The sequence below is a fragment of the Tsuneonella mangrovi genome (genome assembly GCF_002269345.1).
In the GTDB taxonomy this organism is placed as follows: Bacteria; Pseudomonadota; Alphaproteobacteria; order Sphingomonadales; family Sphingomonadaceae; genus Tsuneonella; species Tsuneonella mangrovi.
In genome coordinates this window covers 843,518-869,616 of the sequence record NZ_CP022889.1, presented here as the reverse complement: position 1 = coordinate 869,616, position 26,099 = coordinate 843,518, and the positions used below count along the sequence as shown (strand labels likewise).

Below are 26,099 nucleotides of genomic sequence, written 5' to 3'. Positions count from 1 at the left end.
ATTGTCTTGATAATACAGTAGTGATGTCGCCGTTCGATTCATGGAAGAAGCAGGGGCGTGCCGGTCGCGAAGGCGACGGGCACCGCGGCTATTTCGCCCTCCACGATTCCTACGGCGACGGGCCGCTCGACGACGCGCAGTTCGATGAGTGGGACCATCGGCTCGATCGCGCCGCGCCGCTGTCCGACGATGATCTTGCTCCCGCTCGCAAGGGGCGCGGCAAGCTACGGTGGGCGGTGCGGATCGTGGCCGGGCTCATCGGCCTGTTCATCGTGCTGGTCGCGTGGCTGGCGGTTACCGCGCCGCTGTCCAAGTCGCTCCAGCCGATCGCCCCGCCGCAACTGACGCTACTTGCATCGAACGGAACGCCGATTGCGCGCAATGGCGCGAATATCGACAAGCCGGTCGAGATAGCAAAGCTCCCGAAATACGTGCCACAGTCGTTCGTCGCGATCGAGGACCGCCGGTTCTACAGCCACTGGGGGATTGATCCGCGTGGGATCGCCCGCGCTGCATGGTCGAACCTCACCAGCAACCGGACCGAAGGCGGCAGCACGATCACCCAGCAGCTCGCCAAGTTCACTTTCCTCACCCCGCGCCAGACGCTGGGCCGCAAGGCGCGCGAGATGCTGATCGCGTTCTGGCTGGAGGCATGGCTGAGCAAGGACCAGATCCTCGAGCGGTATCTCTCGAACGCCTATTTCGGAGACAATGCCTACGGCCTTCGCGCTGCCTCGCTGCACTATTTCTCGCGCGAACCCGAAGACCTCACCCGGTCGCAAGCGGCGATGCTCGCCGGGCTGGTGCAGGCTCCTTCCGCCTATGCGCCGACCAAGCACTACCAGCGGGCCGCCAACCGGATGAAGATGGTCGTCCAGGCCGAAGTCGAGACAGGGATGATCACCAGGGCGCAAGCTGCGCGGATCCGTCCGCCCAAATTGCACGTCCGCAACCGGCCCGATTTGCCGACCGGCACTTACTTTGCCGACTGGGCGCTGCCCCAGGCGCGCCAGATGACCCCCCAGGGCTATTCGCACGTCACTTTGACCACCACGCTCGACGCGCGGCTCCAGTCGATCGCCCGCCGGGTGGTCGAGCGGGCACCGGTCGGCAAGGCGCAAGTCGCGCTGGTAGCTATGCGCCCCAACGGCGAAGTCGTGGCAATGATTGGCGGCAAGGACTACGAAAAGTCGCCATTCAACCGCGCAACGCAGGCCAAGCGCCAGCCCGGTTCTACCTTCAAGCTGTTCGTCTACCTTGCCGCCCTGCGCTCGGGCATGACGCCGGATGACCGGATCGACAACATGCCGATCACCGAAGGCAGCTATCGCCCGCAGAATGCCGGAGGGAATTACTCGAAGACGATTTCGCTCGAGGACGCCTTCGCACACTCGAGCAACGTAGCCGCAGTCCGGTTGTTCAAGACCGTGGGCAGCGACAAGGTAATCGCGATGGCGCGCGATCTGGGCATGACCGGGCCGATGCCGGCTGGCGATCCCAGCCTTGCCCTCGGCACCGCATCGACCACGCTGATGCAGCTTACTGCCGCCTATGCGGGAGTGGCTGGCAATAGCTTTCCGGTGGAGCCCCACGCCTTCGTGCAATCGCAGGGTGGCTGGCTTGTGCAGGCGTGGAACTGGAGCAAGCGGCACAGCTTTTCGGCCAAGAACCATGCAGAGATCGAGCAATTGTTGCGCGCGACCATCAACAACGGAACCGGGCGTGCAGCGATGCTGTCCGTCCCGAACTACGGCAAGACCGGCACCACACAAGACAACCGCGACGCGCTATTCGTGGGCTTCGCCGGGGACCTGGTGGTGGGCGTGTGGGTCGGCAACGACGACAACACCCCGCTCAAGGGCATCCATGGCGGCGGGATCCCGGCACGCATCTGGCACGATTTCATGGTCTCGGCGCTGCGCGGCCCCGCTCCTGCGCCGGCGCCCCAACCGACCGCCAGCACCGATCCGGGCGGGCCGATCAAGCCGATGGATGTGCCGGAGCTCAAGGATATCCCGCTCGACGACAAGGGATCGCGGCTGCAGGTCGGGCAGGATGGAGTGACGGTTTCTACACAGGTCAACGGCATTCCAATCGACCTGCGCCTGGACCAGAACGGGCTCAAGGTTTCGCCCGGCCAGCCCACAGATGCGAACGCCGCTCCGCCCTCGGGCGGCAACTGAGCTCATTCGCCTTCGGACACCATCAGGATATTCATCACTGCGGTCGCAATGAGGCGCTTACGATCGTCCTGCCAGGCCTCGACCGTCAGGTTGGCATTGCGCCGTCCAAGCCGCACGATCCGCCCTTGCGCGAAGCTGGTCTTCGGCAATCCGGCGGAGAGATATTCGACCGTGATGTTGATCGGTTTGAGCAGGTGGACGCGTTTGCGCCGCTCGAGTTCGGTCCGAAGCGCAGCATAGCCTGCGGTTTCAAGCAGGCCAGCGGTTGCCCCGCCGTGAAGCGCGCCGGGGCGCCCCTCGATATCGTGAGAAAATTCGAGCCGCAGAACCGGGGTCTCGCCGGCATCGTCATCCACTGATATGCCGAGCGAGCGGGCGTAGGCGGTCAGCAATTCAGCCAATGATCCCCTCCGCCTTGATGTACATGAACACGCCCGCGATGTGCGCAACCGGATCGTCCGGATCGCCGTCGTGCGCGATCCCGTTGACGAACGCGGCGGAGCGGGTGCGGCGATAGCACCGAACCCGGCCGAACACCGAATTCCGTTCCTTTGCTGGGCGCATGTAGTCGACCCTGAGGTCGAGCGTTGCGACGGGCTTGAACACCCGGTTGGCGGTCCAGATCGCCATGCCCGAGGCCATGTCCATCAGGCTGACGATCGGGCCCGAGGCGAGCACCGGGCGCTCTTCGTCGCCCACCAGGTCCGCACGCCAGGGCAGCTCGAGTTCAACCCAATCTTCACCGCTGTCGACGTAACGCATCCCCAGCCAACCGGGATGGGCCCTGCGCATGACGTAGTGCGACAGGTATTTCGGATCGAAGGTTTCCGGGAAACTGGCCATCGGCGGCATGGGTGGCGGGCGTAGGGGGATATTACAACAATTTAATTTCGAAACGGGAACAACGCTCGGCAGGGTTCGCCAGCCGGGTGCGAAGGGGTCGCGCCCATCGAGGGAGACTTGCCCATGAACTTGCCGACGATCGAGCTTGCCAGCTTGCCCAGCCTTGAAACCATGACCGGAATCTTCGGTAGCCTGTCGCACTTTTCGACATCGTACACCGATGACCGCCTCGTGATCCTGATGGTCTACCTCTACGAACAGAGCAACGGGCTCGCACTGCTCGGGCTCTGACCGGGTGCGGATCGACCCGATCCTTGCCGAGCTGCGGAGCGACCCTGCTCCGCAGCTCCTTTCCGCCGAGCGCTTGAGGCAAGCGATGACCGCGTGGCACGCCCGCTCCGAGGTGGTCGCGGCGATGGACGCGATGCGCGACTACGCTGCCGGGGCTCCGCTGGCGGAGTGTCCGGTGCTCGAACCGTTGGTGCATGATCCGAAGGCCGCGCAGGCGTTTGTCGGCGACCTGGTCGAAACGGTGGTCGAGCAGATGCGGCTCGACCCGCTGGTGACGATACCGATGCGCTTCCAGTACGAGCACGGCTACGCGCTGGTCCAGGTCGCTGCGCAGGGTCCTGCGGCGCTGGCACTGACGATGCATGACGGGTTCGCCTTTTCGCAATGCCCGAAGCAGCAGACGATCGCCTTCGTCGATGCCGAGCGCCACGAGGTGTGCCTGGCGGGTAAGGCCAGGATCCGGCTGGTCACACGCAGCGGTGGTGACCAGCAGGCGCGCTTTGCTCACGAATCCCGGGAGTTCGAACCGGGCGATCGACTCGTGCAAGAAGGTTCGCGTTCGGCGCGAATGTTCGACTCGATCGATGGTCGGCTCGTCACGCTCCGCCTGTCGCGCACTGCGAACGACCCCGAGCCGAGCCGTGAATTCCGGATCGATACCGGCGAGTTGGTCCACCGCGCGTCAGGCGATCGCAAGTCGAGCCGCCGGTTGATGGCGCTGACAGTGCTGGCGCGGACGAAGCATCCCGACGCCGTGCCACGGTTGGTCGAGCTAACGCATTCAGGCGACCCGGACGTTCGCTGGCAGGCGCTGCGCGAATGCCTCGCGCTCGATACTGCAATCGGCTTCACCCGCTTGTGCGCAATTGCCCGCGAACCGTCCGATCCGCTGGCGGGCAATGCCGCAGCGCTGCGTGCACAGTTGGTTGCGCGCTATCCGCAACTCGCCGAACTGGAGCGCGAACCATGCCCCGCGTGATCGCGATCGCCGACGAAACGGAATGCTCGCTCGAGGAATGCCGCGATGCGATCGCGGCCGAAGGGTTCGATCCCAGCGATCGGGACAGCGTCGATGGTACGGCGCGCTGGCTCAAGCGGTTGGCCAACAACCGCACCTTCCTTGGCGATATTCTCGCAGCCGAACTCGCGCAGGCGGCGGCCAGCGACAGCGACAACGGCGGTTACGGACCGCAGGCGATCATGCTGTCTCCCGCGCGCGGTGGGTTTTTCCTGCGCGCCAACATCTGGCCGTCGGAGGATGAGCACATCATGCAAGCGAGCGGTGCGCAGGCGTTCGCCTACGGGTTGCCGCACGATCACAACTTCGATTTCCTGACCGTGGGCTATTTCGGGCCAGGCTACGCCAGCGACTACTACGAGTTCGACTACGAACGCATCGCCGGTTTTCCCGGCGAGGATGCGGGCTTGCGGTTCGTCGAGCGGGCGACCTTGAGTCCTGGAAAGATCATGCACTATCGCGCGCACCGCGACGTGCATGCGCAGTTTCCGCCAAGTTCGTTGTCGATCTCGCTCAATGTCATGGCGACCTGCCCGGTGCAGCCGTGGTTCGACCAATACGCTTTCGACACCGCGGCGGGCACGGTCGCACGGGTGCTGACAAGCGGAGCGAACGAGACGTTCATGCGCATCGCTGTGGGTTTGGGCAGCGAGGCGGCGAGGGATCTGGCAGCAGATTTCGCGGTCTGTCATCCAAGCGACCGCATGCGACTCGCATGTATCGAGGCGCAGGCCAGCGTCATGTCGTCGCGCGAGGAGCAGGACCGGCTGTGGCGCCGTGCGGAAGCGGCTGGCAGCCGGATGGTCGCCGTGGAAGCGAAGCTACGTCGTTCTGCGCTCGAAAGTATCCCCGCTTCCGGCTGAAAGCACGCGAGCGCCGGCCGACAACAGAATTCAGGCACAAAAAAACGGGGCCGGGGCCCCGTTCTTCTGAAATCGAACGTGCCGCCCGGTTTACGGGCTGACAGCGGTGTTGTTGTTGCTCGCGGCAATCACGACACCGGCGATAATCGCCGAAACGGCGAGAACAGCCAGAATGAGCGGGCCGCCTGCCAGCTTGCTCGTGTCCTTGGCCGGAGCCGAAGCGCGCGATGCCGGAGCGGCCTGAGCCATAACCGGAGCAACTGCCAGCGATACAGCAGCTGTGGCGGCTGCAATGTTACGGAACTTCATTCTAGTGTCTCCCTCTAGAAGCAATAAATTCGATCTGTGGAACGGCTTAAGGGATGTAAGGGCCTGAAGCAACCGCAAATGAGAGCAATTGCTTGTAAATTCCGCCCGGTTCCCTCGCGACAATCCAACCCTTTAACGTCCGGCCGATACGAATTCGATTACGTAAACCGACCGGGAATCACACTCTTGGCCCCTTAACGCTCGTATTTCCGGGGTGTTCCCGGAAAAAGAATGCGGATTCGGCACAGCGCGCCAAGCGCGTGCCGAATTGCCGAACGGGGTATCTCGCGGCCTAGAAGCCGATAGTTGACATTGAGTTAATGGCTCCCTGTCTCAGTTCGCGGATGCCTCGTAAAACTTCTCGCCGCCCACCCATGTTTGCAGCACATGGGTGGCGCGGATTTGTTCAGGCGAGGCCAACAACGGATCGCGGTCGACGATGACGAAGTCGGCCCATTCGCCGGGTTTGAGCTCGCCGAAGCGTCCCTCGGCGAATCCGGCCCACGCGCCACCAGCCGTATAGGCTGCCAGCGCGGTTTCTCTGGTGACCGTCTCCTGCGGCATCCACCCGCCGAACGGCTCGCCATTGGCATCGGTCCGGCTGATCGCCGCGGCGATCCCGGCGAATGGGTCGGGCTTTTCGACCGGCGCATCGGAACCGAATGCAAGATGCCCGCCAGCGGCTGCGATCGAGCGCCAGGCGTAGGCCCCGCCGAGCCGGTCCGGCCCCAGCCGGGCTTCAGCCATCAGCCGGTCAGAGGTCTGGTGCGTAGGCTGCATGGAGGCGATGATCCCGTGTTCTCCGAAGCGCGGAATGTCCGCCGGATCGACAATCTGCGCATGTTCGATTCGCCACCGCCGATCGCCCTTGTAAGTTTCGGAGAGTTCGTCGATCGCATCGAGCATTTCCGCATTGGCCGCATCGCCGATCGAGTGGACCGCGACCTGGAAATGGTCGAGCGCCGCGCGGCTCATCAGGTTCCGCAACTGGTCGCCCGTCAACCGCGGCAGTCCTGTGTTCTTCGGATCATCGGAATAGGGCTCTTTCAGCCACGCTCCGCGCGAACCGAGCGCGCCGTCGAGGTAGAGCTTCACGCCGCCCATGTGCAGCTTGTCGTTGTAGAGCCACGGTGTGGGTCCCGGTCCGCCGATCAGTTCCATCGCCTTGGTGCCCAGTGCGTAGGACATGATGCGGATCCGCAGCCCCCCCGAATCCCCGGCCCGGCGGAAGCTCTGCCAGTCCTCGATTGTCGTGCCCATGTCAGCCGCGGCGGTGACGCCATAGGACAGCAGCAATTGTTGCGCCTTGGCAAGCGCGAGGTCGCGATCGGCCGGGCGCGGTTCGGGCACGACCTTGTCGAACAGCGAGACCGCGCCATCGACGAAAACGCCTGCCGGTTGGCGCGAGCCGGGCAATCGCTCGATGTGGCCAGCCGGCACGTCCGCGGTCTTGGCGGTGATCCCGGCAGCGGCCATTGCGGCACTGTTGGCCCACTGTGCATGGCCGTCGGCGCGCTCCAGCAAGACCGGGCGATCGGGTACCACAGAATCGATTTCGGCCGCGGTCGGGAATCGGCCGAGTCCCCATTTCTCCTGATTCCAGCCGGATCCCAGGATCCAGCGGTGGTCGGGATTGGCGGCGGCGTAGGCTTTGATCTTGGCTTGCGCCTCGGCCAGCGAGGTTGTGTCGGACAGGTCGAGCGTCAGCAACGCAAAACCGATGCCCATTACGTGAAGGTGCGAATCGATCAGCCCGGGGAGGACGTATTCACCCTTGCCGTCGACAACGTAGGCCGGGTGTTCGGGTCGCTTGTCACCGCGTGCGAGTAACTGTTTGATACGCCCGTTGTTGTCGATCCAAATCCCGGTGAAACGGGTGACCTTGCCTTCGCGATCGACCGAAATTCCCTGGATGTTGTCGACCAGTGTGTCGGCATGAACCGATGCGGAGAGGAGGGCGATCAGGCCAGCAAGGGCAGCGGCGAACAATCGGAACTTCGGCATGACCCCATCCATAGCGGTTTTCCGGGCAGTGCAAAGCGTGGCAAATCGCGTGTTCCCCCGGCGCGCGGAATCCCCTAGGGCGCATCGCACGATGAGCCAGAGCAATACCGCCAGCCGCCCGGCAACCAACCTGCCGCTGACAATCGACGACGTTCGCGCAGCGCAAACACGCATTGCCGGCGCAGTGGTGCACACGCCCACGATGCACTCGATCACGCTGTCGCAGATTTGCGGTGCGGAGATCTGGCTCAAGTTCGAGAACCTGCAGTTCACTGCTGCTTACAAGGAGCGCGGCGCGCTCAACGCGCTTCTGCAGCTGACCGACGAGCAGCGTGCGCGCGGCGTAATCGCGGCCTCGGCGGGCAACCACTCGCAGGGGCTCAGCTACCACGGAACGCGACTAGGCGTCCCGGTAACGATCGTGATGCCGCGCACGACCCCGACTGTAAAAGTCATGCAGACCGAAAGCGTCGGTGGCAACGTCGTGCTCGAAGGCGAAACGTTCGACGAGGCCTACGCCCATGCGCGCAAGCTCGAGAAGGAACTGGGGCTGACGTTTGTCCATCCGTTCGACGATCCGAACGTGGCCGCGGGAGCGGGAACTGTCGCGCTCGAAATGTTCGCCGACGCGCCGGATCTCGATTGCATTGTCGTGCCGATCGGTGGCGGCGGGCTCATTTCGGGCATGTCGACCGTCGCCAAGTCGCTCGATCCGCCGCTCGATGTGGTGGGCGTGCAGGCGGCGCTCTATCCTTCGATGTACGATCGCATCAAAGGGGCCGACTTGCCATGCGGTGGTGACACTCTCGCGGAAGGCATTGCAGTCAAGGCCCCCGGGGAATTCACGTCGCAGGTGATCGCCGAACAGGTCGACGACATCCTGCTGGTCGACGAAGCCCAGCTCGAGCGTGCCGTCAGCCTGCTGTTGCAGATCGAGAAGACCGTCGTCGAAGGCGCTGGCGCGGCCGGACTGGCGGCGGTGCTGGCGCATCCCGAACGGTTCGAGGGGCGCAAGATCGGGCTGGTTCTGTGCGGCGGCAATATCGACACCCGCTTGCTGGCCAATGTCCTGCTGCGCGACCTCGCGCGGTCGGGTCGCCTTGCGCGGCTGCGGATCACCTTGCAGGATCGCCCCGGCGCGCTGTTCAAGGTCATGCGCGAGTTCGACGCGCACAATGTCAACATCATCGAGATTTACCATCAGCGGATCTTCACGACGCTGCCGGCCAAGGGGCTGATTACAGATATCGAGTGCGAAGCACGCGATCGGCATCAGCTCGAGGCGTTGGTCGCTGCGCTCAAGGGCAAGGGTTACGCCGTGAGCCAGGTCGAACTCGACTGATTCCCGGTGCGCGAATCCGGTAGTTTCCCCGGTGTGCCAGTAACCAAATATCAGTTGTGCAAAATAAGTCTTTGTTAACCAAGATAGATGGTTAAGGGTCTTTTACCGACGGTCCTCGCAAGGCATAGTCCTCCCAAGTTCGCACCACACCCGATTCTCGCTGACAAGAGGACGCAGCCAGATCCGTGACGGCACCAGTTCGATTCCCCCGGTTTTTCGTGACCAGCCCGGCGCCGTGTCCGTACCTACCGGGGCGGAGCGAGCGGAAGGTGTTCACCGAACTCAAGGGCCCGCACGCCGACCAGCTCAACGAAGCATTAGGGCGCATCGGGTTCCGCCGCAGCCAGACGGTTGCCTACCGGCCGAGCTGCCTCGATTGCCAGGCGTGTATCTCGGTCCGGATCCCCGCGCGTGAATTCGAACCTTCGAGCACGCAAAAGCGTAACCTGAAACGCAACAGCAACCTCGTTGCTACCGAGTGTCGTCCATGGGCGACTACCGAACAGTTCGACCTGCTTCGCAAGTATCTCGGGGTGCGTCACCCGGGGGGCGGCATGGCCGCGATGGACGACATCGACTACGCGGATATGGTGGAACACACGCCTGTCTCCAGCTATGTCATCGAGTACAGGGAGCCCGCCGAAGGGTCGCAGCCGGGCCGCCTCGTCGGTGCCTGCCTGACCGACCGGCAGGGCGACGGGTTGTCGATGATCTACTCGTTCTACGACCCGGAACACGAGGCGCGAACCGGGCTTGGCAACTACATCATTCTCGACCACATCCGCCGCGCTGCCGAGGAAGGCCTGGGCTATGTATATCTCGGCTATTGGGTCGAGGGCTCCGACAGGATGCAGTACAAGGTCCGCTACCGCCCCCTCGAGCTGCTCGAACGCGACGGATGGCGGCGTCTCAGCCGAGCAGAGCAGGATCGGCTCATTGCCGACGCCATGCGCGCTCCGCGGCGAGAAGACCGGCCGGCAAGCGCGGCCAAGGATGCTTCGCTCCCGCAAATCGGTTTCGCCGACTAGCCTGCAGCTGATTGCCGCGTCGGTTCTGGCGCTGGCAGCGATTCCCGGAACGGCGCTGGCGCAGTCGGTTGCTGCGAGCTCTTCACCGCCACAGCAGACCCAGGCGTCGCCTGCAGCACCCTCACCTGCTCCCGACAAGACCGCTGCAAGCCAGCCGCCAACGTCGCCCAGCGACCTGATCCCTGATTCGGCGGTCGCAGATCCCGATGCCTGGGCCGGGCATGGTGCTCCGCCAAAAACCGGAGATGATGCGGCAAGTGCCAACGCACCAGAGCCCGACTCCCCGTTTGCCGATTCACCGCTGATCGCGCTTCCGTGGCCCGACCAGATCGATTTGCCGCAGTTGGTTCCGCTGTCGCCCGATACGTCGATCGAATTTGCCGACGTTGGCATGGGTGCTAACCAGCCGACGGAGTCGAGCAGCGATGTCGTGCGCATTACGCGAGAAGTCGAGCTCGCCTTCCCGGAAGATCCCTCTGCATTCCCCCAGCGCGCGGATTTTGCGAGCCATTACCGTTCGCTCTCGACGATAGCCGAGCTGGATAGCGGCAAGGACAATGTCGCCCAATTGGCGGTACGCGCACGATCGGATGAGGAACTGCTCGGCACCCTGCTGCGCGACTATGGCTACTACGACGGGCAGGTGTTCCGCTCGCTCGGTGGAGAAATCAAGTCCGCCGATCGCCCGCAGGTTCGCTTCGACATCGTGCCCGGCACGCAGTTCAAGTTCGGCTCTATCAACCTCGGAGACCTGTCGCGTGCGCCCGACGCGGAAGCCTTGCGCAAGGCATTCGCGATCCAGACCGGCGATCCGCTATCGAGCTTCGTGATCGAAGCGCAACGGGCCAATCTGGACACTGCGCTGGGCGAAAGCGGATATCCGTTCGCCAAGATCGACCCGCCGTCGTTGCTCATCGATCACGATACGCTCACCGGCGACCTGGCGATGCCGGTGCATCCGAACGGCAAGTTCGTGATCGGCCAGGTCGTTTCCGACAAACCGCGTTTCTTGTCGAGCAATCATCTGGCTGAGATTGCCCGGTTCAAGGCTGGCGACGTCTACCGGCGCAGCCTTGCAGTGGACCTGCGCCGGGCGATCGTTGCCACGGGGCTGGTTGCATCGGCCACAGTGACCCCCCGCGCAGTCACCCAGCCCGATGGCGACAAGCCAGGCACGGTCGACATGGATGTCGCGCTGACCGAAGCCAAGCTGCGCACAATCGCCGGGGCAATCGGCTACGGCACTGGCGAGGGTTTCCGCGTCCAGGGCAGTTGGGAACACCGCAACCTGTTCCCGCCCGAAGGGATGCTGCGCGTACGCGCGATTGCCGGCACGCAGGAACAACTCGGCGGCGTCACCTTTCGCAAGAACAACTTCCACGGCCGCGACAAGATCCTGACGATCGACACATTTGCCTCGACGATCTCGACCGACGCCTACGATGCCGATACGCTTTCCATGATCGGCACGCTGGAGAAAACCTCCACGCTGCTGTTCCAGAAGCCGTTCAGCTGGAGCACCGGCCTCGAGCTGGTCGCCACGCGGCAGCGCGAGTTGAAGAAAGTCGGCAAGAAGAGTCCGTTCCTCACCTACTTCATTGCCGCACTGCCGACCTACGCGCAGATCGACACCTCCGACGACTTGCTCAACCCGACCCGCGGTTACCGGCTGGCCGGGCGGATTTCCCCCGAAGTATCGACCAACAACGGCGTGCAGAGCTTCTATGTCCGGACACAGGTCGACGCCTCGTTCTACAAGGCGATCGGTACAAAGTCTGTGCTAGCCGGGCGGGTACGCTTGGGTGCCATTCCCGGTGCGCCGCTCGCCGCCATTGCCCCATCACGGCGATTCTATGCAGGTGGCGGCGGGTCGGTACGCGGCTACGCCTACCAGGCAATCAGCCCGCTCGACGCCTATGGCGGTGCGACCGGCGGTCGCTCCTTGGCAGAGGCTTCGCTCGAAGCACGGATCGGTACCGCGTTGTTTGACGGAGCGCTGCAGGTCGTGCCGTTCGTCGATGCTGGAGCAGTCAGCCAAAGCGTGACGCCGACTTTCGATGATGTCCGCGTCGGGGCAGGGATCGGGGTGCGCTACCTGACCGGGTTCGGGCCGCTGCGCGTCGATATTGCGACCCCCATCAACCCGCGCCCGACCGACAGCCGGATCGGCGTCTATGTATCGCTGGGGCAAGCGTTCTGATGGCCGACGATCCTGCCCTTGAAGAAAAGGTCCAGACGATCGTCGTTCGCCCGTCGTTCCGGCGGCGATTGCGGTTTATGGCGATGCGCGGCCTCGGCGTGGTCCTCTTGCTGTTCGGTGTGGCAGTAGTTGTCCTCAACAGCCCGATCGGCCACCGCCTGGTGACCGACCAGATTGCCAAGATGTCGCCTGCGTCCGGGATGCAGATCCGGATCGGGCGGATCGACGGCAACCTGTTCGGCAAGGCAGTGTTGCGTGACGTGACAGTGGCCGATCCCAAGGGCGACTTCCTGCAAATACCGCAGGTCGATCTCGACTGGCGTCCATTCCACTGGTTCACCAGCGGGCTCGATATCCGCAATCTGGTGACGCATCGCGGGACGCTGCTGCGCAGGCCGCAACTACTCAAGTCCAACCCGAATTCGCCCACGCTACCCAACTTCGACATCAGGCTCGATCGCTTCCGGATCGACAACCTGACCGTGGCTCCCGGCATAGCCGGGGCTGAAGCGCAAAGAATCAACCTGCTTGCCCGCGCCGATGTCAAGCAAGGCAGGGTCTATCTCAAGGCGGACGGCAAGCTTGGCAACGTGGACCGGCTGCACGCGCTGATTGACGCTGAGCCCGATGGCGACAGGTTCGACCTCGACCTCGATTACCTCGCTGCGAAGGACGGCGTGGTCGCCGGCCTGATCGGGTCCAAATCCGGCTACCATGCGCGACTGTTCGGCAAGGGAACGTGGAAGCAGTGGCAGGGGCGCGGTCTGGTCACTCGCGACGGCAAACAATTCGTCGCTTTCCGGCTGCGCAACGATGGCGGCCAATACGCCATTTCGGGCAATGCGCAGCCGGGCGATGCGCTGAGCGGAGTGGCAGCACGCCTCGCTGGCAAGACCGTGACCTATTCCGGCGCCGGCACGCTGGTGAACAGCGTGCTCGATGGCCGATTGCAGGTCGTCGGAGGAGGGATGCGCGGCAGCGCGAAGGGAGCAATCGACCTCGGTAACAATGCTGCCAAAGACCTGGCGGTCGACTTGCGCCTGACCGATCCTGCGGCATTCGGAGCGGGAAGCAAAGTCGAGGGCGCGCTTCTCTCCGCGATGCTCGACGGGCCATTCCGCAAGCTTGCGGTCGAGCATCGCCTGCAGGTTGCGCAGATCGTATCCGGTTCGACCCGGATCGAAGGAATCCTCCAGCAAGCGACCATACGCTACGACGGCAAGCGCTGGCTGGTCCCGCTCGATGCCCGGATCGCACGGGTCATCACCGGCACGCAGCAAGTCGATTCGCGGCTGGTCAGCGGCACCCTGCGCGGCGATGCCACGTTGGCGGGCGGCAAAATCTCGAGCGACCGGCTGGCGCTTGATTTCCACGGGGCCACTGCTCGGCTGGCGTTCGCGGGGGACCTTGCCAAGAGTACGTACCGGTTTACCGGCCCAGTCACAGCGAATGGGATCGAACTCGCGTCGGTCGGCAAGGCCAATGCCCAAGCCGCGATCGATCTTGCGATTGGTGGAAAAGCGGCGTGGAGCCTCTCGGCGAACCTGACAGCACGCGTACCGCAAGTAGCGAACCCGACTGTAGCGAGCCTCGCAGGCCCGGACATCCGGCTTGCAAGCGGAGTTTCGCTGGCCGCGGGTGCGCCGCTTCGCGTGAACCGATTAAAGCTTGATGCAGCGAAGCTCACGCTGACCGCTGCCGGAGCGTACGGCCAAGGCAAGACGACACTCAAGGGCCAAGGGCGCAGCAGCGACTACAGCAAGTTCACGATCGACGGGGCCTATTCCGATCGCGGCCCGGACGCGGTTCTGGTGTTTGCCAATCCGGTTCCCGCTGCAGGATTGCGCGATGTCCGCGTGGCGCTCACCCCGATCGAGGGCGGTCTGGGAATCGAGACCAAGGGCGGCTCGACACTGGGTCCGTTTGCCGGATCGATGGCACTTTCCGCGCCAGCCAGCGGACCTACCACGCTGGCGATCAAGCATCTCGATGTCTGGAAGACCGCGATAACCGGCGACCTCGCTTTGGCGGGGGGTGGAGCGGACGGGACACTGGCGCTGAAGGGCGGCGGGCTCGATGGAACGATCGGCCTTCAGCCGCGGGACGGCGGACAGGACTTTACCGTCGATCTCAAGGTTCGCGATGCCGTTTTCGGCGGTTTGACTCCGATGTCGGTCGCGCGGGCAACGGTCAAAGGCACCGGTTCGCTGGCAAATGGAACCAGCCGGATCGACGGATCGGTCTTCGCAATGGGCATCAGCTACGGCCGCATGTTCGTGGGACGCTTCGCCGCGAAGGCCAAGCTGGCGGGCGGGATCGGCACGATAAACGCCTCGATTGCCGGGCGTCGAGGCAGCCGTTTCGGACTGCAGCTCGCTGCCGAAGCCGCTCCTGGCCGATACACCGTGGCGGCAAACGGAAGCTATCGCGATGGCGCAATCGCCATGCCGCGCCGTGCAGTGATCGAGAAGCGGCCCGGCGGTGGCTGGCAGCTGCAGCCGACCCAGCTCAATTATGGCGGAGGCTCGATGATCGCGGAGGGCAGCTTCGGCACGGGTGCAGCGAGCGCGCATCTCCAGCTGGCCGACATGCCGCTGACGCTGACCGACATTGCATCCGACGCGCTCGATCTCGGGGGCTCCATTTCGGGCGTGGTCGATCTTGCTCGCGAGCCCGACGGCGTTCCGACCGGCGAGGCGAAAGTCCAGGTCAAGGGCCTGACCCGCTCCGGCCTGCTGCTTACCTCTCGGCCGATCGATCTTGCGCTGGTGATGAAGCTCGACCGTGACCGGATCGCAACTCGCGCAGTGGTCGACAGCGCCGACGGCAAACGACTCGGGCGATTGCAGGGGCGCATCGCCAGCCTTCCTGCCAGCGGGACGCTGTTCGATCGATTGCGTGCTGGGGACCTGTTTGCGCAGCTGCGCTATGCCGGTCCGGCCGACGCGCTGTGGCGGCTGGTCGCGGTCAACACCTTCGACCTCACCGGCCCGGTTTCGGCGGCCGCCGATGTGACCGGGACGCTCGACAATCCGCAAGTACGCGGCTCGATTTCGAGCGACGACTTGCGGCTGCGCAGCGGGTTGACCGGGACCGACCTGACCAAGGTCAAGGGGCGCGGCACCTTCGACGGCTCGCAGCTGCGTCTCACCTCGTTCTCCGGTACTGCTCCCAACGGCGGGACCGTGCTCGGCAGCGGAACCGTGGGGCTGAGCGGCATGAGCTCGACGCGCGGGCCGCAGCTCGACTTGCGACTGGCGGCGCACAATGCCGCGTTGCTCGATTCCAGCGGACTGACCGCGGCGGTTACCGGCCCGATGCGGATCGTTTCGAGCGGTGTGGGCGGCATGGTTGCGGGCCGGTTGCAGATCGACCGCGCCAGCTGGAAGCTGGGCACGGCCGCAGACGTCACCCAGCTGCCGCAGATCAAGACCCGTGAAGTCAACCGACCGGCCGATGCAGCACCCCAACGCGCGCCCAGCGTCCCGTGGCGATACCTCGTCGATGCGAAATCGGACGATGGGATCGACGTGCGCGGAATGGGGCTCGACAGCGAATGGAGCGCAAATATCCGGCTGCGCGGGACCACCGCCGATCCGCGTATCGGCGGCACAGCCAGCGCGGTGCGCGGCACCTATACTTTCGCCAGCACGCAGTTCGACCTGACCCGCGGGCGGATCACTTTCGATGAGAACACCTCGATCGATCCACGGCTCGATATCGAAGCGACCACCACCAAGAACAGCCTCGAAGTGACCGCGAAGGTCCAGGGTAGCGCATTGCGTTCGCGGATCACGTTCACTTCCAATCCGTCGCTGCCCGAGGAAGAGATCCTCTCGCGGCTGCTGTTCGGCGATTCGATCACGCAGCTTTCGGCGACCGACGTGCTGCAACTGGGTGCTGCGGTGGCCTCGCTCCACGGCGGCGGCGGGCTCGACCCGATCAACCAGCTGCGCAGTGCCATCGGGCTCGACCGATTGCGGATCGTCAGCGCCGACCCGACCATCGGGCGCGGTACCGGTATCGCAGTGGGCAAGAACATTGGTCGGCGCGCCTATATCGAGATCGTGACCGACGGGCGCGGGTACAGCGCAACCGACACCGAATTCCGGATTACCTCGTGGCTCTCGCTACTCGGCTCGGTGTCGACAATCGGACGGTCTTCGATCGTTGCGCAAGCGAGCAAGGACTACTGACCGCGCGGCGAGGGTGGGCTCGCCGAAGCATAGAGGTCCGCTTCTGCGGCGCGGCGGCGCATGAGGCCGGCGACGACTCGCCCGCCCGCACGATTCCAGCGCGCGAACTCGGCAGCCGCACCGGCGTAGTCGCCCGCCACGTGCTTGCGCGTCAGCGTCGCCCGGGAAATCGCCCCGGTGTTATAGTGAAAGCTGACCATCGCATCGAACTGGTTCTGGCTGGTCGGTGCCGCGCCGATCGTGCGCGCAACCTCGGCGGCATAGCGGGCCAGGTCGCACTCGAGCCGGGCGTCGCACTCTTCCTGCGTCCATTCCGTACCGGGGCCGATACCCGCGCCGGTCGCGCCCCAGCCGATGGTCCATGGCGCGCCGCCGGTTGCCGGGTCGGGGTAGGCTTCCACCCGGCCATCGCCGCGCACCCGCGCGCACCCTTCGAACCGCTTGATCAGCGCGATTCCGGCAGCGGAAACATGGCGTGGTGGAACACATGGAACACTGTCCTGGACCGATTCTTCCGCGTTGTCGCAAGCGCGGTCGAGCGTTTCGACTTCGTCCTGCCGAAAGCCCCGCCCGAGCATGCGCCGGACAGCGTCGAAAACGGGTTTGCGTTGCATAAAAGACCTCCATCGCGCGGCGAACGGGGGTGACTCAATAAGGAGGGCAGGGGACTGTAGGAAAATGGTTTCTCGCCCTGCACGGGAACGGCCTCCCTGCTCACCGGACAAAAATGCCACACTGCTGTGCTACAAATGCCGTGATTGATTCAGATCAATGAGATCGGATCCGGTCGAGCCCATTGCCCTCGGTGCCAACTCGCCAAAGGAGTACCAGGCCATGACACCGGATCGTAAAGTTGCCCAGCAACGCAAGCCCGCAGCCAGCACCCGTTCCACCTGGATCAAGCGCTCGCTGCTCCTCCTTCCTCTGGTGTCCGCTGGCGCGATCATGACCTTGCCGGTCCACTCGGCCAAGGCGGTTCCGGCATTTGCGGAACAGACCGGGCTGCCGTGCAGCGCATGCCATGTCGGCGGGTTCGGCCCGCAGCTCACGCCGTTCGGGCGCGAGTTCAAGCTCGACGGCTATACCCTGCGGGCACAGAAGAGTGTGCCGCTCGCCGCGATGGCGGTTGCCTCGTTGACGCACACTAAGCGCGACCAGGTGCCTGCGCCTGACGGCCTCGACCAGAACGACAACGTCGCATTCGATCAGGGCAGCATCTTCATCGCCGGTGGGCTCGGCAAGCACTTCGGCATGTTCTCGCAAACCACCTACGATGGCGTGGGTCAGGCTTGGGCATGGGACAACACCGATATCCGCGCCGTGACCAAGGCCAACTTGTTCGGCGCCGATACCACCCTCGGTCTGACGCTGAACAACAGCCCGACCGTGCAGGATGCGTGGAACACCACCCCGGCGTGGGGATTCCCCTACACCGACACGGCGGTTTCGGGCACGCCCGACGCAGCGCCGTTGATCGATGATGGGCTGGCCACCGAATCGGTCGGGCTCAGCGCCTACGCCTGGATCGGCCAGAAGTTCTACCTGGAGGGTGGGGCCTATACCACGCCCGCAGCGGGAACGCTCAACTGGCTGGGTGCAGATCCGTCGGGCGGACCGGGGAACATCCACGGCCTTGCGCCTTATGGCCGCGTCGCCTGGCAGGGCAATGCAGGAGGCGGGACGCTGGAACTTGGTGCATTCGTGCTCAACGCCAACGTCTATCCCGATCGCGACATGAGCAGCGGCTTCACCGACCATTACACCGATCTGGGGTTCGATGCCTCGTGGCAGAAGCAGCTGGCATCGGGCGATGTGCTCTCGGCGCAGGCGCGCTACGTGCATGAAAACGCCAACTATCGCGCCAGCTGTGCGCTCGGCATGATCGGACCGATGACCGGTCCCGATTGCGCCAGCGTCGGCCTCAACGAACTGCGCGGCGACTTCGGTTACCACTGGCACAACAAGCTGGGCGCAACGATCGGGGCATTCTCGATCACCGGCGACAGCAATTCCGCGCTCTACGACAGCAGCACGGCCAGCCCCGACAGCAACGGGGTCATGCTCCAGCTCGACTATTCGCCGTGGGGCGACGGCAATGGTCCGCTGGGCAAGCGGGTAAACCTGCAGCTCGGCCTGCAAGCGACGTTCTACGGCAAGTTTAACGGCGCAAGCACCAACTACGATGGAGCCGGTGCCAATGCATCGGACAACAATGCAGTGAGGGTTTACTCATGGCTCGCCTTCTGAACCTCGCCGGCGCGGCTGGCGCGCTCGCAATCGCCTTTGCCGTGGCTAGTCCACCGGCGGCCATTGCCTCGTCATCGACCACTTCGGGCCAGCAGGTGTTCATGGCTCACTGTGCGGTCTGCCATTCAAACAAGAAGGAAGGTGGATCGTCTATCGGGCCGCACCTGTTCGGCGTGGTTGGACGCAAGGCCGGCAGCATCCCGGGATTCGCCTACTCGGTTGCCATGCGCAAGTCCGGGCTGACTTGGACCGAGGACAACCTCAAGGACTACGTTGCCAATCCGCGACAGGTCGTTCCGGGCAACCGGATGCCGTTCGCCGGGTTGCACAACCAACAGCAGCTTGATGCGCTCGCGGATTATCTCGCGACGCTGAAGTAGTCGAAGCCGAATTGGGCCGGCCTGGCGGGGATCCAGCCCTTATAGCTTCGACGAAAAGGGGCGCCCGGTTTCCCGGGCGCCCCTGATTTTTGCGCCAGCGTCAGGATCAGGCGCTGTAGTACATGTCGAATTCGACCGCGCTCGGGGTGGTTTCCCAGCGACTGACTTCTTCCCACTTCAGTTCGCAGTAGGCGTCGATCTGGTCCTTGGTGAACACGTCGCCCTTGGTCAGGAACTCGTTGTCCGCTTCGAGTGCTTCGAGGGCTTCGCGCAAGGATCCGCACACGGTCGGCACTTCGGCGAGCTCTGCCGGCGGCAGGTCGTAGAGGTTCTTGTCCATCGCCTCGCCCGGGTGGATCTTGTTCTGGATCCCATCGAGGCCCGCCATCAGCAGCGCGGCATAGGCGAGGTAGGGGTTGGCCATCGCATCAGGGAAGCGGAACTCGACGCGCTTGGCCTTCTCGCCCGCACCATAAGGGATACGGCACGAGGCCGAGCGGTTGCGAGCCGAATAGGCCAGCAGCACCGGCGCCTCGAAGCCCGGCACCAGCCGCTTGTAGCTGTTGGTGGTCGGGTTGGTGAACGCGTTCAATGCCTTGGCGTGCTTGATGACGCCGCCGATGTAGTAGAGGCACATTTCCGACAGACCGGCATAGCCGTTGCCCGCGAACAGCGGTTTGCCGCCGTCCCAGATCGACATGTGGGTGTGCATACCCGAGCCGTTATCTTCCTTGATCGGCTTGGGCATGAAGGTCGCGGTCTTGCCATAGGCATGGGCGACCTGCTGCACGACATACTTGTAGATCTGCATCCGGTCGGCGGTTTCGACCAGCGTGCCGAAAGTGAGGCCGAGCTCGTGCTGGGCAGCGGCCACTTCGTGGTGGTGCTTGTCGCACGGCAGGCCCATCTCCATCATCGTGGCGACCATTTCGCCGCGGATGTCGGTGGCGCTATCGACCGGGGCGACCGGGAAGTATCCGCCCTTGGCACGCGGACGGTGGCCCATGTTGCCCGCCTCGTAGTCGCGGCCCGTGTTGGTCGGCAATTCGATATCGTCGATCGAGAAGCCGTTGCCGGTGTAGCCGTCGTAGAACTTCACGTCGTCGAACATGAAGAACTCGGCTTCCGGGCCGACATAGACCGTGTCGCCGATGCCGGTCGACTTGAGGTAGTTCTCCGCGCGCTTGGCGGTCGAGCGCGGATCGCGGTCGTACCAGTCGCCAGTCGAAGGTTCGACGATGTCGCAGAAGATGATCATCATCGGGGTGGCCGAGAACGGATCGACGTAAACGCTGTCGAGGTCTGGCTTGAGGATCATGTCTGATTCGTTGATGACCTTCCAGCCGGCGATCGACGAGCCGTCGAACATCAGGCCGTCTTCCAGCTCGTCCTCGCCCAGCACGCCCGACACCATCGTCAGGTGCTGCCACTTGCCCTTGGGATCGGTGAACCGCAGATCGACCCATTCGATCTCCTGTTCCTTGATCTGCTTGAGGACATCTTTCGCTTTGGACATTTGGTCTTCCTCTTGTTGGTCAGCGCCGGATCATATGGCGCCGGGGGGTTGGAGCAGGGCAGGTGAATCGACCTGCCTCGATGGTTCAGATCGCCGCGTCGTCCTTCTCGCCGGTGCGGATGCGCAGCGCGCTTTCGATGGTGGAAACGAAGATCTTGCCGTCGCCGATCCGCCCGGTCTGGGCAGCGCCCGCGATCGCTTCGACGGTGCGCTCGGCAAGGGCGTCGGGCACGACCACCTCTAACTTTACCTTGGGCAGGAAATCGACGACGTATTCTGCGCCGCGATAGAGCTCGGTGTGGCCCTTCTGGCGGCCGAAACCCTTGGCTTCGAGCACGGTTATGCCGGACACGCCGATTCCGTGGAGCGCTTCCTTCACTTCGTCGAGCTTGAACGGCTTGATGATCGCTTCGATCTTTTTCACGTGACCCCCTGGGCATCCGATAGGCCCGGATCGCGTCGACCGTTCGTGCCGCAAGGCCCGGCAGCCGACTGGATGGAATTCCCTTGGCTAACGAATCTTCAAGAATCGTGCCAAGGCTCGATTCCACGGCACTAGGCGATCAAACGCCGCGTTTAAAGGGGACTTTGGCAACATTCGTTCAACCGCAGGTGCGGTTGGCGCAATCTTGCGGCAATGCGGTGCTTGATGATCGGGCAGGCAGTGCCTGATTTTCAGGCAGTGAGCTGCAATCCGGCGGTTTCATCGAGCCCCGCCATCAGGTTGAGGTTCTGTACTGCCGCGCCGCTCGCACCCTTGCCGAGGTTGTCGAGCCGGGCGAGCAGCTGCGCCTCGCTGCCATCGGGCGATGCCAGCACGAACAGTTCGAGCCCGTCCCACGGCGCGGCATCGGCGCGCAGCAGGATCTCGCCGCTTTCTGGAGGATCGCAGACCTTGATGATCGGCGATCCGGCGTAGAATTCGGACAGCGCGTCGCGCATCGCGGCGGGCGAAGGCGCAGCTTCCATTGCGGACAAGGCCAGCGGAACGCTCACCGCCATTCCGCGGTGCGCGGCGATTACAGCGGGCGTAAACACCGGCGGGCGGGGCAGGCCGGCGTAGCGTGCCATTTCGGGCAAGTGTTTGTGGCCGAAGCCGAGAGCATAGCCGCGCCAGCCGATCGCCGGATCGGCCTCGAACCGCGCGATCAGCCCCTTGCCGCCGCCCGAGTACCCTGAAACGGCGTTGACCGTGTAGGTCCAGTCGGCTGGCAGCAGCCCCGCGCGCACCAGCGGTGCGACGAGCGCGAGGAAGCCGGTGGGATAGCATCCCGGATTGGCGACGAACCGCGCGCCAGCGACCGCGTCGCGACCGACCAGCTCGGGAAAGCCATAGGTCCAACCATCGGAAACCCGATGCGCGCTCGACGCGTCGATCAACCGCACCTTGCTGTCCGGATCGACCAGCGCCACCGCTTCGCGGGCGGCATCGTCGGGCAGGCAAAGGATCGCGAAATCGGCTGCGTTGAGCGCTTCGCGCCGGGCGGCGGGATCCTTGCGGCTGGCATCGTCGAGCGCAACGAGCGAAAACTCGCTCCGTCCGGCGAGCCGGTCGGCTATCTCGAGGCCGGTGGTCCCGGCCGCGCCATCGATGAAAACGGTAGCGGACATGGTCAGGCGAGCAGCGCGGTGCGCAAGTACCCGCTCGGCCCGTCCGGCCCGACGCAGCCCCAACACCAGTCGCCCGCATAGTCGAGCGCTTCGAACCGTGTGCCCGCTTCGAGCAGAGTAACCGCTTCGGCATCGTCGCGCGGGTTGATCAGGAGCGGTGCGCCCGCCGGTCCGATCTCGCGCACGACCGGCACGACGTATGCGGCGACGAGGTAGCGGTCAGCCAGCGCGATATGCGCCAGGTCGCCCCGGATCGGCAGTGTGCCGGGCTCCGGACGCACGACAGGGCCGGACAGCGAAAGCTGCCCTTCGGGAAGTCCGTATTCGCCGGTCGTACTCACGAAATTCTTTTCTTGCGCCTGCGGGAAATCTTCAGCGCGCTTAGACCGTGCTGGCCGCGCGGGCAAGCATGGCAGGCGGGTTGCCCCCGGACGGGTCAGCCGTAGCGCTGGCGGAGCATGTGCCACGCCGCGCGCAACCCCAGTGGCGCGCCGCCCTTGGGCCGCCCGGGTTTGGCCGCAGGACGCCAAGCAAAGGTGTCGAAATGGGCCCAGTCGATGCCTTCGCCGACGAACTTGTCGAGGAACAGGCCGGCCACGCTCGCTCCGGCGAACCCGTTGGTGGCGGCGTTGTTGGTATCGGCAATATCGGACTTGAGATACTCGACATAGGCATGCGGCAGAGGCAGCCGCCACGGCTCGTCGTCGTTGGCCTTGCCCGCCGCGATCAGGGCATCGGCGGTTTCGTCGCGCCGGGTCATCAGCGCAGGCAGGTCCGGCCCTAACGCCACACGGGCAGCGCCGGTCAGCGTCGCGAAGTCGATAACCAGGTCGGGCTTCTCCTCGCTCGCACGGGTCAGCGCATCGCCGAGGATCAGGCGGCCTTCGGCATCGGTGTTGCCGATCTCGACCGTCAGTCCCTTGCGGGTCTGGAGCACGTCACCCGGACGGAAGGCATTGCCCGAAATCGCGTTCTCGACCGCGGGCACGAGCAGGTGGAGCTTCACCTTGAGGCCCGATCCCATCACCAGCCCGGCGAGCGCGATCGCGTGGGCCGCACCGCCCATGTCCTTCTTCATCAGCGCCATGCCGCTCGCGCCCTTGATGTCGAGCCCGCCGGAATCGAAGCACACGCCCTTGCCGACGATCGCCAGCACCGGGTTCTTCTCGCTACCCCATGCAAGGTGCAGCAAGCGCGGGGCGTGTTCGCGCGATGCCGCGCGGCCAACCGCGTGGACCATCGGGTACTCGCGTTCCAATTGGTCACCCTTGACCACCGACAACTCGGCTTTGTGGTGCTTGGCGAGCGCTTCGAATTCGGCTTCGAGCGAAGCGGGGCCCATGTCCTCGGCAGGCGTGTTGACGAGGTCCATCACCTTCATCATCGCGTGTGCTTCGGCAAGCGCGGGTTCGATCGCCTTGGCGTCGCTCGTCAGCAGCACGCGCTTACCCGGCGCATCGGGATCGTCGCGATAGCGGGTGAAGCGATACTGCGCGGTCTGCCAGCCGACGAGGGATGGACCCGGTTCGCCGCCGACCCGGCGATAGGTGCCTTCGGGCAGGCTCTCGGCGAGTTTCGCCATGCACCAGCTCGACAGGTCCGCCGGATCGGCCACTCCGCCGACCGCGAACCAGCCGTCGCCGTCAGGGACGATACCGACCTGGTAGCCGCCGCCATCGAACTTCTGCGCCTCGAGCGCGGCGCGCTGGCCCTTGGTCAGCGACTTGGCCCAGTCGGCAAAGCCTTCCTTGTCCACCAGATGGATAGCGATGGCGTCTTGCCCGCGATCGGGCTGGATAAGGTCGGTCTTCTTGGTCATAGCGGTGCCCTATCGCCTGTTGGCCGGAGAATTCCAATGCCCCTTCGCTCGATGTTGCCGATTGTCATGGCGCTGGCGCTTGCGGCTTGTTCGGGTTCGGGCGGCGCAGGACAGGCCACCGACGCTGCTGCCGGAGCAAACGCCAGCAGCGCGGCCACGGGCAAGTCGAGCGCGTCGGCAACTTCGAATAGCACCGACAAGGGCGTGAGCTTTGCCAAGAGCGAAGCGAAGGACGGCGGGCAGTGGGACTTCAAGTATGCGTGGCCCGCCGCCGTCACCGATCGCCCCGCACTCGCAGCGTTGCTGATGCAGGAGCGCGAGGCGATCATGCGCAAGAACCGCAAGAGCTGGATCGATGCGCTCTCGGCGACGCCAGCCGATTGCGCTTCGTGCCGGACAAGCAATTTCAGCAAGACGTGGAAGGTCGTTGCCGAGGTTCCGGGCTATCTCAGCCTGTCGGCGGACATCGCGATGTACACTGGCGGAGCGCACGGGATGTATGGGCGCGAATCCGACGTATGGCTCGACAAACAGGGCAAAGTGGTTGCGGGGGTGGAGATGTTCACTTCGCCCGCGGTGCTCGACAAGGCGCTCCAGCCGGCGCTGTGCAGGGCGCTCGATGCCGCGCGGAAGACGCGGCGCGGCGCGGACTACAAACCCGCTCCGACCGGGCAGGATTACGGGTTCGATTCGTGCCAGCACGTGAAGGACGCAACGGTGTTTGTCGGCTCGAGCGATGGCCGCAAGTTCGACAAGGTCGGCATCTGGTTCGGGCCCTATGTCGCGGGGCCCTATGCCGAGGGGGCCTACGAGATTACCCTGCCGGTGACGCCAGCTGTGCTCGCAACCGTCCGACCCGAATACAAGGCGGCGTTTGCGGCGAAGTAGCAATTCGCGGCCGCAATCGCTAAGTGGGCGGCATGACCGAATACCAGACCATCACCGGCGACGAGACCGTCATCCGCGACGGCACCATCAAGCTCCACGGGCCCGAAGGGTTCGAAGGGATGCGCAAGGCGGGGCGGCTGGCAGCCGAAATCCTCGACGCGTTGGCCCCGCTGGTCCAGCCGGGGGTGACCACTGGTGAGCTCGACGATGTCGTGCGGCAGATGACGCTCGACGGCGGTGCGGTCCCGGCAACGCTCGGCTATCGCGGGTTTACCCATTCGTGCTGCATCTCGATCAATCATGTGGTGTGCCACGGCATCCCCAGCGACAAGCAGCTCAAGGACGGGGACATCGTCAACATCGACGTCACTCCGCTCCTCGACGGGTGGCACGGCGATACCAGCCGGATGTACCTCGTTGGCGACGTGCCGCTTAAGGCCAGGCGGTTGGTCGATGTTACTCACGAATGCCTGATGATCGGGATCGAGCAGGTGAAGCCCGGCGCGCGGCTGGGCGATATCGGCGCGGCGATCCAGGCACATGCTGAAAAGCACCGCTACGGCGTGGTTCGCGAGTTCTGCGGACACGGCCTCGGGCGGTTGTTCCACGATGCGCCCGAAGTGGTTCACGCTGCGAAGGCTGGGACAGGGCCGGAGCTGCGTCCCGGCATGTTCATGACCATCGAGCCGATGATCAACCTCGGCAAGCCGTGGGTGAAGTTGCTGAGCGACGGGTGGACCGCGGTGACCCGCGACAAGAGCCTATCGGCGCAGTTCGAGCATTCGATCGGCATCACCGAAGACGGCTGCGAGATCTTCACGCTCAGCCCCAAGGGACTGGACAAGCCGCCTTACAACTGAGGTCCGGCGGCTACCCCGCAGCAGCCCATCCCGCCTGCATCACCATCACGCACATCGCGATGATGATCACCGACCCGATAGTCCAGAACGTCGCGCGGACTTCATGGATTTGCGCGGTCGAATAGGCGAGGAAGTGCAGGACGCGCGACACCACGTAGCCGTAGAACAGCCAGTGCGCGAGCGCGGGTGAGGGACCGGTCAGCACGAACAACAGTCCGATAACGATGAAGAACGGGATGTTCTCGAGGTGGTTCTGCATGATCCGGCGAAAGCGCTCGACCGGTTCTTTGGGCGCGGTCTGGTCGGCGGCGGGTGTCGGGTTGAGCGGCGTCTTCTTCATGTCCTCTGGCGCACGGAAACCGCCCTTGACGCGCATCATCTGGACCACCGTGATCCATGCGGTTGCAACCGCAAGCAGGATCATCAGCGAGGCCGATACGGCGTATGTCGCGAATACCGGATTGTCGAAACTGAGTTGGTTCATGGTGTGGCACCCCCTTA

Annotated in this window: 23 protein-coding genes; 12 read left to right on the top strand and 11 right to left on the bottom strand. The window is 64.4% G+C overall.

Annotated features, from left to right (window positions below):
- The first annotated feature begins 23 nt into the window (after positions 1-23).
- Positions 24-2,183: a transglycosylase domain-containing protein gene (locus CJO11_RS04290; protein ID WP_095011605.1), complete on the top strand. Its 2,160-nt coding sequence runs from the start codon at positions 24-26 to the stop codon at positions 2,181-2,183.
- A 2-nt stretch (positions 2,184-2,185) separates the two neighbouring features.
- On the opposite strand, the gene CJO11_RS04285 is transcribed toward CJO11_RS04290, so the two are convergent.
- Both CJO11_RS04285 and CJO11_RS04280 read right to left on the bottom strand, forming a co-directional pair.
- Positions 2,186-2,584, bottom strand: coding sequence for a PaaI family thioesterase (locus CJO11_RS04285; RefSeq protein WP_095011604.1), 399 nt, complete (start codon positions 2,582-2,584; stop codon positions 2,186-2,188).
- Positions 2,577-3,026: a PaaI family thioesterase gene (locus tag CJO11_RS04280; RefSeq protein ID WP_095013209.1), complete on the bottom strand. Its 450-nt coding sequence runs from the start codon at positions 3,024-3,026 to the stop codon at positions 2,577-2,579. Before CJO11_RS04280 ends, CJO11_RS04285 begins: the two co-directional genes overlap by 8 nt.
- Positions 3,027-3,149: 123 nt before the next feature.
- On the opposite strand from CJO11_RS04280, the gene CJO11_RS13260 reads away from it, so the two are divergent.
- From CJO11_RS13260 to CJO11_RS04270, 3 genes are all read left to right on the top strand, one after another.
- The gene (locus CJO11_RS13260; RefSeq protein WP_169829133.1) at positions 3,150-3,317 is read left to right on the top strand and encodes a hypothetical protein; all 168 of its coding nucleotides are present in this window, start codon (positions 3,150-3,152) and stop codon (positions 3,315-3,317) included.
- An 85-nt stretch (positions 3,318-3,402) separates the two neighbouring features.
- The gene (locus tag CJO11_RS04275) at positions 3,403-4,296 is read left to right on the top strand and encodes a HEAT repeat domain-containing protein (RefSeq protein ID WP_205651105.1); all 894 of its coding nucleotides are present in this window, start codon (positions 3,403-3,405) and stop codon (positions 4,294-4,296) included.
- Positions 4,284-5,198, top strand: coding sequence for a transposase (locus tag CJO11_RS04270; protein WP_095011602.1), 915 nt, complete (start codon positions 4,284-4,286; stop codon positions 5,196-5,198). Before CJO11_RS04275 ends, CJO11_RS04270 begins: the two co-directional genes overlap by 13 nt.
- 90 nt (positions 5,199-5,288) lie before the next feature.
- Here CJO11_RS04270 and CJO11_RS04265 read toward each other — a convergent pair whose 3' ends face one another.
- Complete coding sequence (locus CJO11_RS04265) at positions 5,289-5,507, bottom strand: hypothetical protein (RefSeq protein WP_095011601.1); 219 nt, start codon at positions 5,505-5,507, stop codon at positions 5,289-5,291.
- Positions 5,508-5,840: 333 nt separating this feature from the next.
- Complete coding sequence (locus CJO11_RS04260) at positions 5,841-7,511, bottom strand: amidohydrolase (RefSeq protein WP_095013208.1); 1,671 nt, start codon at positions 7,509-7,511, stop codon at positions 5,841-5,843.
- A 91-nt stretch (positions 7,512-7,602) separates the two neighbouring features.
- Here CJO11_RS04260 and CJO11_RS04255 point away from each other — a divergent pair, with 91 nt between their 5' ends.
- The 4 genes from CJO11_RS04255 (at position 7,603) to CJO11_RS04240 (ending at position 16,277) form a co-directional block, all read left to right on the top strand.
- On the top strand, positions 7,603-8,853 hold the full coding sequence (locus CJO11_RS04255) for a threonine ammonia-lyase (RefSeq protein ID WP_095011600.1): 1,251 nt from the start codon (positions 7,603-7,605) through the stop codon (positions 8,851-8,853).
- 185 nt (positions 8,854-9,038) lie between these two features.
- Positions 9,039-9,881, top strand: a complete 843-nt coding sequence (locus CJO11_RS04250) for an arginyltransferase (protein WP_095011599.1) — start codon at positions 9,039-9,041, stop codon at positions 9,879-9,881.
- Positions 9,847-12,081 (top strand): autotransporter assembly complex protein TamA, encoded by a 2,235-nt coding sequence (locus tag CJO11_RS04245; protein ID WP_095011598.1) that lies wholly within the window; start codon positions 9,847-9,849, stop codon positions 12,079-12,081. Before CJO11_RS04250 ends, CJO11_RS04245 begins: the two co-directional genes overlap by 35 nt.
- Positions 12,081-16,277: a translocation/assembly module TamB domain-containing protein gene (locus CJO11_RS04240; RefSeq protein ID WP_095011597.1), complete on the top strand. Its 4,197-nt coding sequence runs from the start codon at positions 12,081-12,083 to the stop codon at positions 16,275-16,277. The genes CJO11_RS04245 and CJO11_RS04240 overlap by 1 nt, the downstream gene beginning before the upstream one ends.
- Here the strand turns inward: CJO11_RS04240 and CJO11_RS04235 are convergent.
- Positions 16,271-16,891 (bottom strand): lysozyme, encoded by a 621-nt coding sequence (locus CJO11_RS04235; RefSeq protein WP_095011596.1) that lies wholly within the window; start codon positions 16,889-16,891, stop codon positions 16,271-16,273. The genes CJO11_RS04240 and CJO11_RS04235 overlap by 7 nt on opposite strands.
- Before the next feature lie 220 nt (positions 16,892-17,111).
- Between CJO11_RS04235 and CJO11_RS04230 the strand changes: the two genes are divergently transcribed.
- Positions 17,112-18,524 carry a cytochrome C gene (locus CJO11_RS04230; protein ID WP_095011595.1) on the top strand — a complete coding sequence of 471 codons (1,413 nt, stop codon included), beginning with the start codon at positions 17,112-17,114 and terminating at the stop codon, positions 18,522-18,524.
- Complete coding sequence (locus CJO11_RS04225; protein WP_095011594.1) at positions 18,509-18,904, top strand: c-type cytochrome; 396 nt, start codon at positions 18,509-18,511, stop codon at positions 18,902-18,904. The genes CJO11_RS04230 and CJO11_RS04225 overlap by 16 nt, the downstream gene beginning before the upstream one ends.
- A 106-nt stretch (positions 18,905-19,010) precedes the next feature.
- Here CJO11_RS04225 and glnA read toward each other — a convergent pair whose 3' ends face one another.
- The 5 genes from glnA to CJO11_RS04200 all read right to left on the bottom strand — a co-directional run bounded on the left by glnA (position 19,011) and on the right by CJO11_RS04200 (position 23,850).
- Positions 19,011-20,420 carry a type I glutamate--ammonia ligase gene (gene glnA / locus CJO11_RS04220; RefSeq protein ID WP_095011593.1) on the bottom strand — a complete coding sequence of 470 codons (1,410 nt, stop codon included), beginning with the start codon at positions 20,418-20,420 and terminating at the stop codon, positions 19,011-19,013.
- Between the two features lie 85 nt (positions 20,421-20,505).
- The gene (locus CJO11_RS04215; protein WP_095011592.1) at positions 20,506-20,844 is read right to left on the bottom strand and encodes a P-II family nitrogen regulator; all 339 of its coding nucleotides are present in this window, start codon (positions 20,842-20,844) and stop codon (positions 20,506-20,508) included.
- Between the two features lie 251 nt (positions 20,845-21,095).
- A complete protein-coding gene (argC, locus tag CJO11_RS04210) occupies positions 21,096-22,031 on the bottom strand; it encodes an N-acetyl-gamma-glutamyl-phosphate reductase (RefSeq protein ID WP_095011591.1) in 936 nt (311 codons plus the stop codon).
- 2 nt (positions 22,032-22,033) lie between these two features.
- Positions 22,034-22,372 (bottom strand): hypothetical protein, encoded by a 339-nt coding sequence (locus CJO11_RS04205; protein WP_095011590.1) that lies wholly within the window; start codon positions 22,370-22,372, stop codon positions 22,034-22,036.
- A gap of 95 nt (positions 22,373-22,467) precedes the next feature.
- Entirely contained in the window at positions 22,468-23,850 is a 1,383-nt protein-coding gene (locus CJO11_RS04200; RefSeq protein ID WP_095011589.1) for a leucyl aminopeptidase family protein, read from the bottom strand.
- Positions 23,851-23,886: 36 nt separating this feature from the next.
- On the opposite strand from CJO11_RS04200, the gene CJO11_RS04195 reads away from it, so the two are divergent.
- On the top strand, positions 23,887-24,738 hold the full coding sequence (locus CJO11_RS04195) for a DUF3298 and DUF4163 domain-containing protein (RefSeq protein ID WP_150124973.1): 852 nt from the start codon (positions 23,887-23,889) through the stop codon (positions 24,736-24,738).
- 32 nt (positions 24,739-24,770) lie between these two features.
- Positions 24,771-25,598: a type I methionyl aminopeptidase gene (map, locus tag CJO11_RS04190; RefSeq protein ID WP_095013207.1), complete on the top strand. Its 828-nt coding sequence runs from the start codon at positions 24,771-24,773 to the stop codon at positions 25,596-25,598.
- A 10-nt stretch (positions 25,599-25,608) separates the two neighbouring features.
- Here map and CJO11_RS04185 read toward each other — a convergent pair whose 3' ends face one another.
- Positions 25,609-26,082, bottom strand: coding sequence for an MAPEG family protein (locus tag CJO11_RS04185; RefSeq protein ID WP_095011587.1), 474 nt, complete (start codon positions 26,080-26,082; stop codon positions 25,609-25,611).
- Positions 26,083-26,099: the final 17 nt, after the last annotated feature.